Here is an 11,176-nt window from a genome sequence, read left to right as displayed (position 1 = left end):
ACACAGATATGACAACGATCTTCGCCCATAGCTTGCTGGAGTTGGACATCTGTACGTTGTTCAAAAATAGGGAAACTCTCTCTAAATATTTTTAGAAAAGCGTTGTAATAAACGTCTTGTGTAGTCTTAATTCTTATCCATTCCATAACCTTCTTTTTTAGAGTTTCACAAAATAGAAAATCATTAAGAAGATTCCAATTTTGAGTTTCGTTCTTTTGAATAAAATAAAGAGAGTGTCGCCTATGCGACAGATTATCTTTATAGAATAATCTTTCTTTGCTATTAAATTAAAGTAACGAAGAATTATTTAAACTATATGACATTATGAAGATAACTAAAAATACTCCCGTTGGTGAGATTGTTGCTCAAGACATCCATAAAGCAAAAGTACTTAACCAGTTTCATATTGATTTTTGTTGTGGAGGAGATAAAAGTTTGGGAGAAGCTTGCCATGCTTTAAATATCTCCATAGAAGACGTAAAATCAGCGCTAGAGCAATCTGATATTGCTCATGAAAGTGCAGCTTTGCAGTTTGACAACTGGAGGCTAGATTTATTAATTGATTACATCGTAAAATACCACCATCACTATATTCGCACACAAGGTATTGAAACCTATAAGTTGCTAGAAAAAGTGTGCAAAGCTCATGGAGAAAAGAATCCCAACTTGTTCAAGGTCCAAAAACACTTCTACGAATCTTTAACTGATTTGCACCAGCACCTTGATAAAGAGGAAATTGTACTCTTCCCTTTTATTCAAGAATTACTTAGTACCGAAAAGAATCATCAATCCCTACCCGATTTTCATTGTGGAAGCATAGAAAATCCTATTTCAGTAATGATCCATGAACACGATGGTGAAGGCGAAAGATTTAGGTTGATTTCCCAACTGACACAAGCTTACACTGCTCCTGATTACGCATGTGAATCTTATCAATTAGTTTTAAACCTGTTACAAGAGTTTGAAGAAAATCTACATATTCATATTCATGTAGAGAATAATATTCTGTTTCCGAAAGCCATCAAGCTACAGCATAAGCTAGCCCAGCTATAAGGCTTTTAGTTTGTTTTCGTTCTTAAAAAGGCAACTTTACGAATTGGCTAGTACAAGTTGCCTTTATAAATTAATGTATATCTATTCAGTCTACCCCCCCCTATCTGCTCTATCGGTGTCAGAACAAGGTTTTAACCTAGTCAAAACTTCACGATGACTAGGTCATGTCATCATCATGTCGGTGTCATAATAATTTGCCTCTCTAGTAGCCCTACAAGTAATGTATAAATACACATATCCAAATTATAAATATACCACAAGTGTATATTTGATAAAAAAGACCTATCCAACCGAAGTCAGATAGGTCCATCACCTAACATTTATTCATAGAATTTAAAAACATCTATCTTAATTCTAGTATTACTACATCTTTACCCTCTAGGGTAAGTGCTCTTTGAGTCAGATCAAACGTCTTACCCGAAATTACATCTTTACCCATCTGCACAGCATCCAAAACCTCAGCATATTGCTGTAAGTCAATCTCTTTCTTCTCTTTACTACCATTTAGAATGACGAGTATTGAGTTATCTTCATAAGATCTTTTATACACATACACTTGGTCGGTAGGAGAAAAATGTTTTAAACTACCCTTTGAAACGACCTTATTCCCTTTACGCCAATTGAGAAGTTTCTTTGTATAATCGAATACTCTTTGCTGAGCCTCTGTTCTACCAGATGACTGAAAAGCATTGACGGAATCATCTGCCCAACCACCTGGGAAGTCTTTGCGCAACGCACCATCACCATTGTCTTTATTACCATACATCAAGATTTCTGTACCATAATACAGCTCGGGAATACCCCGTGTTGTAAGTAAGAATGCCAACGCTTGTTTGTAACGATTAAAATCTTTGGTTTGCTCTTCAGTAGCATAAAAGCGTGTCATATCGTGGTTATCAAAGAATATAAGCAGATTATTGGGGTTGGCATACACCCTATCTTCTGCTAAGTATTCATAGAACTTAGACAAACCTTGACTCCAAGTAGATGTTTCCTCATCAAAGGCAGAGTTGAGCAGATAAGCCATAGGAAAATCCATCACTACGGGAAGATGCGAGTTTTTAGGATAAGCCAATTTACTATTTTCTTGCCAATACGAGATTGCCACATTGGTATTTAGCCAAGTTTCACCTACAATACTAAAATCGGGATACTCCTCACGTACCTCTTTGCACCAATTCGACATAAAATCGAAGTCGGCATAAGGATGAGTATCTTGACGGATTCCATCAATACCCGCATACTCTATCCACCAAATGCTATTCTGAGTTAAGTATTTCGCAACATGACGATTCCGTTGATTTAAATCGGGCATCACCTCAACAAACCAACCATCTACAGCAGCTTCAAAATCATAGGTAGAGGTATAAGGATCAAACTGAGGGATTGTTTTATAAGAAGTTTGAGTGAAATTTTCTTGAAAGTTGAACCAATCATGAGCTGGTTTATCTGTAAAGAAAATATGTTCACTTCCACAATGATTAAAAATCATATCCATCACCACTTTCAACCCCTTCTGATGAGATTCATCTACTAAAGCAACAAACTCTTCATTGCTACCAAAGCGTTTATCCACTTCATAGTAATTGGTTATGGCATAACCATGGTACGAACCACCAGTCATATCATTTTCTTGAACAGGATTGAGCCAAATAGCAGTAACACCCAAGTCGGCTATATAATCAAGGTGATTGCGAATACCTTGAATATCTCCACCATGGCGAGCACTCGGATTAGCTCTATCTACCTTTTCCTCACGCATTCCTTTTACCACATCATTACTAGGGTTACCATTAGCAAAACGATCGGGCATGATAAGGTATAACACATCTTCAGAGGTGAAACCTTGAGCTTTTAATTCATTATTCCTAGCTTTTAACTCATAGGGAATTGATTTCTTTTCTTTCCCTTTTCTTAGTTCTATCGTAAACTTCTCGGGTTCAGCCTTACTTACATCCAAGTATAAAATCAGATAGTTGGGATTTTCTAAGTTGACAATCTCATCTATTTTTATTTTATCAGAAGATAGAGTAACCTGCGAACCTGCTAAATTCTCGCCATGCAGCATCACTTGTAAAGAAGTATTCTTCATACCCACCCACCAAGAAGAAGGATGAACTAGATCTACCTCCATAGAGAAAGCAGAAAAAGAACTCATGATACATGCAAGTATAAATAGTTGTATTTTCCTTAACATAGTTGTGTTTCTTTTAAAATAAAGCCCCCCGAGAGCATCAATCCAATTTGAGCAGACAGGGGGCTAAAATTACTTTAATGCCAACAGTTTATTATCTTTCGACAATACTAATCGCATAACCTCCTGCAGGAGCTAGTTGTTGTTTTAATTTAGATTTAGAAGTTACCTTCATCTTCTTAATCACATAAGCCTGAGGATTAGTTTTATAATGAGCATCTTTTGCATCTGCATAAATAGTTGCTTCATATTTTTTACCAGGTTCAAGGAAGTCGAAAGAGATATTAGATAGATGTCCTTTCTCGCCACAAACACTACCTACAAACCAACGGTTACCACCTTTTTCTTTACGAGCAACAGTTACATATTCTCCTGGTTCTGCTTCTAAGTATTTACTCTCGTCCCAATCGATAGCTACATCTTTGATGAATTGGAAGGCATCAGCAAATGTTTCATAGCTTTCTGGTAAATCGGCAGCCATTTGTAACGGACTATACATCGTTACATATAATGCTAACTGATTCGCTAATGTAGAGTTTACATGAGAGTTGTTATCTGGATTGTAATGAGCTATATCCATATAGAAGATACCTGGAGTATAATCCATCGGTCCACCAATCTGACGAGTAAACGGTAAGATAGTTACATGATTGGGATTATTTCCACCAAAAGATTGGTATTCTGTACCACGAGCAGATTCATTTCCAATCAAGTTTGGATAAGTACGGCATACTCCTGTAGGGCGAACAGCTTCGTGAGCATTCACCATAATCTTATACTCAGCAGCTTTTTCAATAGCATATTGGTAATGGTTTACTATAGATTGGCTATAGTGATGCTCTCCTCTAGGGATGATATTTCCTACATAGCCACTCTTTACAGAGTTATACCCATTGTCCACCATAAATTGATACGCTTTATCCATATGACGTTCGTAGTTCTGAGTTGAACCCGAAGTTTCGTGATGCATCATCATCTTAATACCTTTCGATTTGGCATAGTTGTGAATTTCTTCAACATCAAAATCGGGATAAGGAGAAACAAAGTCGAATACATAATCTTTTGAACGAGCAAACCAATCTTCCCAACCTTGGTTCCAGCCTTCTACAAGTAGAGCATCAAAACCATGATTTGAAGCAAAGTCGATATATCTTTTCACATTGGCTGTATTGGCAGCATGCTTACCATTGGGTTTAGTCTTGGTATAATCAGTTACGCCCAAGTGAACGCTTAGAAGATCATCGGTATATGCCCAAGAGCTCATTCCTGTAATCATCTCCCACCATACGCCCATATATTTTACGGGTTTAATCCAAGAAGTATCTTCAATCTTACAAGGATCATTCAAGTTCAAGGTCATATCCGAAGCCAAAATATCACGAGCATCATTACTTACAATCACTGTTCTCCAAGGTGTATTTGCAGGAGCTTGAATATATCCTTTATCCCCAATAGCATCGGGAGTAAGGTGTGATGTAAATACGAAGTTCTTATCATCTAAATCTAAGTGCATACAAGAGTAATTAATCAATGCAGCCTCATGAAGATTGATGTAAATTCCATCGGCACTCTTCATCATCAACGCAGTTTGCACACCTGTAGGTGAAAATGGAGTTTGAGAAGTATTGGGAGTAATAGCCTGAGACATCAAACCTCTTATTTCAGAAAGTTTTGAGGTGGTATAATCATATTCTTGTGTATCATAATCTCCGGGAATCCAGTAAGCCTTATGATCTCCATGCATAGCAAATTGAGTCTTTTCTTCTTTGATCACAAAGTAAACCAAGTCTTTTTGTTCTGGGAATTCATATCTAAATCCTAACCCATCATCAAATAGACGGAAACGAATCATAAGATTACGATTGGTATTGGATTGATTTAAAGTAACCAGCAACTCATTATAGTGATTTCTGATAGAACTAGATTCACCCCATACAGGCGACCAAGTTTCATCAAAAGTAGAGTTCTCTGATTTTATGATTTTAAAACCATCGTAGAAATTGGCAAGTAAATCATTCTTTTTAGAATCAGATTCAGGAGAAAAATCATCAAAAGATGCTGGAGCTCCATCAATATTGCGTTTTAGTTCAAATCCAAGTGTACTTGGTTTTACTACTTGCGTACCTTTATAATCTAATGTATAAGTAGGTGCACCTTTATCACTGACAGTAAACTGGAGTGTAAATTCTCCGTTGGGCGATTTTAAGTTTTGTGCAGAAATGCCTCCTATAGCTATTAAAGCACAAACTAAAGTCCATAATCGTTTCATAGGTTATCTTAATTTAATTAATTGGTTTTATCCTTGTACTATTTCTTTATTTTTGAATCCATATTTTGTATTCTCCCGGCAATAACTTTACGGTAACTTGAGAAGAAGTAGTTACAACCTCATTGCTAAAGTAATCCGTCCAATTGCCTGCCTCGTCTAAATCTAATGTTACAGAATGTTCTTTCACATCAAAATTGGATACCGCACATACATTCCCTTGTGCATGCTTTAGAAGAATCTTTTTAATGAATCCCTCTCCTGCATCTATGGTATAGTCTTTAGTAGTAAAAGCAGGAATCTCTTTTCGCATCTGAATAAAATCGGCATACCTATCATAAAGATGACGACGAGCTGGTTCTTCCATATATTCCCAATGCGGAGGTTTGGGAGCTAAACGATCATCGTTTAATTCAATATCGTAGCCTCTTTCTCCAAATTGCCAAATCATCTTTGGACCAGGAACAGTGAAGTAAAAAGCAGCAGCAGCCTCAACTCGGTCTAATGCTGTTTCTAAATTCTTAACGCTATAATCTCCTTCTTCTTTACCGTATGCTAAGTTCTTAAACATAAGGCGTTCTTCATCATGACTTTCCATATAAGCCACCAGCTGTGGAGTTGAAAAGCCCCTTTGAGTATAAGAAGTTCCATTTAAATCGTTTTGATCATAGCCCATAGTAGTTTGATTGTAAGGAGGGTTCATATTTCCCCACAAGTAGATACCAAGTTCTGCTAATTCTTTTTCTTCAGCATTATCTGTCAAATGTTCAAAGATTACAACGGCATCTTTTTTACGTTTCCATATCTCATCTGCCATACGACTTAAGATGCGAATACGTGCTCCATCATAAGCCCAACCATCACCAGGAGTATTGGTAAAGCCCTTGGTAAAGTCGAAGCGGAAGCCATCTACTTTGTATTCGCTCATCCAATAAGAGCATACACTATCCACAAAAGCTTGGGTAACTTCGCTTTCATGATTAAAATCTTGTCCCCAATGGTATTCGGGATTAGGAGATTTTACGTTAAACCATGGATTAGTAGGATTGATATTTCCGTTATCATCCTTTGCTAATTTCACCAAAGCACATTGATCAAAAGCATGATTCAGAACCATATCCATAATCACAGCTATACCTTTGGAGTGACATTCATCTATAAAGTCTTTATAGGCTTTGGGTGTGCCATAAGCTTTGTCGGTAGCAAAATAGTAAGAAGGGTTATATCCCCAACTGTCATTTCCTTCAAATTCATTAAAAGGCATCAGTTGGATTGCATCAACCCCTAGAGTTTTCAGGTAATCGAGTTTCTGCTGTACAGCCTGAATGCTTCTTTTTTCGGTAAAATCACGAATCAGTAATTCATAAATTACCATATTCTGAGGATTCTTCACCTTAAAAGTTGGCACTTTCCAGTTGTAATCATCTTGCTGAGTTGATACCAGCATTGCCAATTCATTCTTAGCTCCTGCTGGATACTCCACTAAATTGGGATAGATAGATGAATCTATGTATTTATCATTGGGATCTAGAATAGTAGTTGCATAGGGATCAGCAATACGTATTTTTCCATCTATGAGGTACTGACAAGCATATTGCTGTGCAGAGTCAAAACCTGATAAATGAATATAAAAGCGATCTCCTTCTTTATGAAGAGTAAAAGCATTATCGGCTTTCCAATCATTGAAATCTCCTACTAGCTTTACCTCTGTTCTTTGAGGTGCATAAAGTACAAAAGCTAATGTTTCATCATTTATTCTAGTAATACCATCTCTTAGTTCACCGAGTTTGCCATCCACCTCGTAAATACCACTAGGCTTTGGTTTATGTCCTAACCAAGGATTTTTGTCTTTGTCATTATTACAAGAGATAAGTAATAATGGGAGAATAGATATGAATAGTAATAATCTGTTTTTCATACGTATCTTTTATTTAAAGCAAGCTAGGCAGAAACCTGCCTAGCTTATCTATTATTAATTATTGCACAGAACCTGTATCATTAGAGAAATCTAGGGTAACCTTTTGATTGGCAAGTACAGGAACGTTTTCAAAATCACCTCCATTACCTCGATATTCTATAATGCCATCACGCACAATTAATTCCATTTTCCACCAGTCTATACCTTCAGCATAGGTATTAGTAACATAGATACGTAAGTTACCATCAGCTTTGGTAGTTGCACTCATAGTAGCACCTTCAACAGCGAAAGGATTTTTACCTTGATCCCAGCCACCAAAAGCATCACCCATACCATGCACTTGAGGCACTTCGATACTGATTAAGTCGTTGACCATATCAATGAAGATCATGTAAAGACCGTCTTCTGCTACAACAGCATTACCATCTTTCACTTCAAAACCATGAGATGTACCTAAGTTAGAGAAGTCTCCATCCCAATCAAGTTTTGAGTTCCATTTGAATGGAGAACCTGCTTTGATGTGTTTGATAGTCCAGAACTTACCTTCTTGACCATTTACGGGTATCATTTCAACGATACCATCGCTAGCCCAATCCCAGCTGCCAAATGCATCACCAATCATATATAGATTTTCAGGAAAAGCTGGATCTTCTTTTACTGTTACTTGATTGGTAACTACCTCTGAAGTAAACACATGATCAAGACTCATTACCTGAGAGACAACTCTCCAGTTCAAATTAACAGCATCGCCCAACTGAGCATCAGCTTTCAGTTCATTAATCTTTGCTAGTAAGTCTGTACCTATAGCAGTATACGATAATTCTTTTGTAGTTACTAGATCTATTACTTGAGTAAACTCTGTATCTAGAGCCATTTGCACGATATAGGTTACTGCTGTTGGAGTTTGACCACCAAAATCAGCAGCACTCCATGTAATCGTAGTTTTAGCAGATGCATTCAGTGTGATATCACCTAGATCAATGAATTCAGCAGGGGTAATCTTATCAGGATTAAGTGCTTCTCCTTCTTCGATAGAGTAATTCAAATTATTATCATCATTAATGTTTACTCTGATTGCATAAACACCAGCCTCAACAGCAATGCCTTTATTTCCAGCAGCCAACTGACCCTCAGCAGAGCCTTTACCATAAGTTAAGTCTCCATCTTTACCATCGGCACGGAAATAGATTTCACCTTTTTCGAGAGTGGTAGTTGTGAAGAACTCTTGCTCTGTACCATCAAATGCAAACTGAACATCAGCTCCTTTCACAGCAGAGCCAGCGATACCAAATGAATCCATTGAAGCCATCTTCACCAATGTTTCTGAAGCCTTATTGAAAGAGAACTTATAGAAGTTTTTACTATATACTTCTATATTTTTAGAACCTCCATCATTAAACAATTTCAATTCTGGAACTTCTTTGTCTTTGTTTTCATCTTTCAGACCCCAGTTTCCATTATCCCAGCCTGCACTATCCGTAATCTTGAAACCATTACTTGCCTTGCCATCAAAGCCAATCCAAGCTGAATAAAGATCTTTTTGGTCTTCATCAAATCCAAATAGGAATTGTGCTAAAGAGAAGTTCCAACCATTATAGTCGCCGTTTACCCATACCTTAGGATAAGTAAAGTAAGATACAACTTTTGCTTGATGTATATTGGAGAAAACAGGCTGAGCCGATTCACTAATAGAACCTTTGATTCTAATCTCGATATCTTGAGCTACACCATGAATAAAGCCGTAAACTCTTTGCAACTCTACCATAGCTGTATTCAAAGACTTATTTAAAATTTCTGTTTCTAGCTTTGGAGTAGAAGTAACCACTTTAGGGTTTTCAAAGTTCTTACCAGCTAAGTCTATTTCTACAGTATAAGTAACTGCAGCATTATAGCCAAAGTCCATTTTACCCCATTTAAAGGTATCAACGATATTTTCGGCTCCTTCTTTATCCAAGTCATAATCACCTTTTACTGGAGCAAATTCGCTAGGTTTTGCATCCTCTGGGTGATATGTAACTTTATCCAAATCATCAGAACACCCATAGATGCCTATGAGTAGAACCGTAAGGATAGATATATATTTTCTTAATTTCATTGTTTCTCAGTATTAGATATTAATAACCTTTGTTTTGTTCCAAACTAGTATTTACAGATAAATCTGTTGAAGGAATCGGATATACATTACGGAATTCTTCAATACCTGTACCTTGCTTTACTCCTCCTTTAAACTGCCATACATATTTATTGGAAGTAAACAATCCATAACGAACTAAATCTGTTCTACGAGTTCCTTCCCAATATAATTCACGAGCTCTTTCATCTAATAAAAAGTTGAGGGTAAGACCTGATTCTGAAATATTACCAAGATCACTGCCATAACCTCTTTCACGAAGTTTATTTACTAATCGAAGAGCTTCAGTTTTAGAACCTCCTTGACCACCACGCAACACTGCTTCAGCATAGTTGAGATACACTTCAGCCAAACGGAATAAAGGAATATCGGTATCAGGATGAGTATCATTTGAACCTGGAGTACCATCCGATTTTAGATTGGTATATTTATATACTGCCCATCCTTCTGTTTCAAAGGTTTTTGTGTATGAGGTTTCAATATCTATTGAACGATTAGCATCATAGAAAATACCCCGTTTATCATTGATTTCATCTGCCTTAGGGGCATCTTGGTTTTTATAAGTAAACTTCTTTACTAGGTTAGAAAGTGCACGGTTACCACTCCATCCATTTTTAGTTCCAGAGTTTTCTACAGAAACCTCGGCATTACCTCTTGATGCAGCGATCAAGAAAGTCATACCTCCGTAAGTCTGAGTTCGAGTAGCCTCATAGACAATAGGGAAAATGATTTCTTTAGTTACTTCAGGACGATTATTATCAGCCATAAATAAATGACTATACTCTTCTGTTAAACCAAAGTTACCATCATTAATAAGTTCTTTGCTCACCTTGATACAATCATCCCAACGAGCAGAACCCGTATAAACTTCTGCATTCAAGTACATTCTTGATAGGAGTGCATTGACTACCCCTTTATCGGCACGTCCATAATAGTTGGCAGTTTTAGCTTCTGGAAGAAGATCTTTTATTGCTAAAAGCTCTTCCTCAATCCAGTTAAATAGAGCCTCTCTACCAATCTGACCAGGTGCTGTACTATGATTTAACTCGGTAATGAATGGAGGATTTCCATACATATCCATCAAATAGAAATAAGACAAAGCTCTCATAAAACGTGCTTCTGAACGGAAACCATGAACGGTTTCAAAGAAGCTTTCTTCAATTCCTCTTGAGCTCATATTACCATCTGTAGTTTGAGATAGATATTCATTCGCCAAGGCTACGATAAACATAGCTCGCTGGTAAGTACCTTCTATAGATTCATTTCCTACAGCGGTCCAGTTCATCTCATTCACTTCTGGCACCCATGAATCTGGCCAAGAGGTGATACTTTCATCAGTAGTACCTACTTGAAGGTTCCACATAGAGCGGTAAAACTGAGCATTACCAGCATCTAGCCCATCAATATCAGAGCTTCCTGAACCATCTTGCCCACTCATAGCCAAGACAGAGTATATTTTAAATAATCCTTTTTTATAGTTCTCTGGCTTAGAGTAAACTACATCTGCTGTATTTATATTAGGGTCTAGTGGTGATACATCTAAATCGCTCACACATCCAGTTGCTAAAGGTAGCAACAGGGCTAGACTATATATTATATTTTTTACTTTCATGG

6 protein-coding genes are annotated in these 11,176 nt (G+C 37.1%); 1 reads left to right on the top strand and 5 read right to left on the bottom strand.

All coding sequences use genetic code 11. From position 1 onward, the window contains the following. The first annotated feature begins 324 nt into the window (after positions 1–324). Positions 325–1,053, top strand: coding sequence for an iron-sulfur cluster repair di-iron protein (gene ric, locus K8V80_RS03710; RefSeq protein WP_276775537.1), 729 nt, complete (start codon positions 325–327; stop codon positions 1,051–1,053). A 343-nt stretch (positions 1,054–1,396) separates the two neighbouring features. On the opposite strand, the gene K8V80_RS03705 is transcribed toward ric, so the two are convergent. The 5 genes from K8V80_RS03705 to K8V80_RS03685 all read right to left on the bottom strand — a co-directional run bounded on the left by K8V80_RS03705 (position 1,397) and on the right by K8V80_RS03685 (position 11,174). Beyond that, positions 1,397–3,250 carry a glycoside hydrolase family 13 protein gene (locus K8V80_RS03705; protein ID WP_423773055.1) on the bottom strand — a complete coding sequence of 618 codons (1,854 nt, stop codon included), beginning with the start codon at positions 3,248–3,250 and terminating at the stop codon, positions 1,397–1,399. A gap of 91 nt (positions 3,251–3,341) precedes the next feature. Beyond that, entirely contained in the window at positions 3,342–5,516 is a 2,175-nt protein-coding gene (locus K8V80_RS03700; RefSeq protein WP_276775535.1) for a glycoside hydrolase family 97 protein, read from the bottom strand. Positions 5,517–5,562: 46 nt separating this feature from the next. Then, positions 5,563–7,431 carry an alpha-amylase family glycosyl hydrolase gene (locus K8V80_RS03695; RefSeq protein WP_276775533.1) on the bottom strand — a complete coding sequence of 623 codons (1,869 nt, stop codon included), beginning with the start codon at positions 7,429–7,431 and terminating at the stop codon, positions 5,563–5,565. Positions 7,432–7,489: 58 nt separating this feature from the next. Then, positions 7,490–9,526: a SusF/SusE family outer membrane protein gene (locus K8V80_RS03690; protein WP_276775531.1), complete on the bottom strand. Its 2,037-nt coding sequence runs from the start codon at positions 9,524–9,526 to the stop codon at positions 7,490–7,492. A 19-nt stretch (positions 9,527–9,545) separates the two neighbouring features. Beyond that, entirely contained in the window at positions 9,546–11,174 is a 1,629-nt protein-coding gene (locus K8V80_RS03685; protein ID WP_276775530.1) for a RagB/SusD family nutrient uptake outer membrane protein, read from the bottom strand. Between the last annotated feature and the right edge of the window lie 2 nt (positions 11,175–11,176).

This window comes from Bacteroides coprosuis, from assembly GCF_020741705.1.
In the GTDB taxonomy this organism is placed as follows: Bacteria; Bacteroidota; Bacteroidia; order Bacteroidales; family Bacteroidaceae; genus Bacteroides_E; species Bacteroides_E coprosuis.
The sequence above is the reverse complement of the archived record's forward strand: the minus strand, read 5'-3'. Positions and strand labels throughout refer to the sequence as shown.

What these genes read in the sequence shown, in the direction of transcription:
- ric (WP_276775537.1), top strand. Translation starts at nt 325, where the DNA reads ATGAAGATAACTAAAAATACTCCCGTTGGTGAGATTGTTGCTCAAGAC.
- K8V80_RS03705 (WP_423773055.1), bottom strand. Translation starts at nt 3,250, where the DNA reads ATGTTAAGGAAAATACAACTATTTATACTTGCATGTATCATGAGTTCT.
- K8V80_RS03700 (WP_276775535.1), bottom strand. Translation starts at nt 5,516, where the DNA reads ATGAAACGATTATGGACTTTAGTTTGTGCTTTAATAGCTATAGGAGGC.
- K8V80_RS03695 (WP_276775533.1), bottom strand. Translation starts at nt 7,431, where the DNA reads ATGAAAAACAGATTATTACTATTCATATCTATTCTCCCATTATTACTT.
- K8V80_RS03690 (WP_276775531.1), bottom strand. Translation starts at nt 9,526, where the DNA reads ATGAAATTAAGAAAATATATATCTATCCTTACGGTTCTACTCATAGGC.
- K8V80_RS03685 (WP_276775530.1), bottom strand. Translation starts at nt 11,174, where the DNA reads ATGAAAGTAAAAAATATAATATATAGTCTAGCCCTGTTGCTACCTTTA.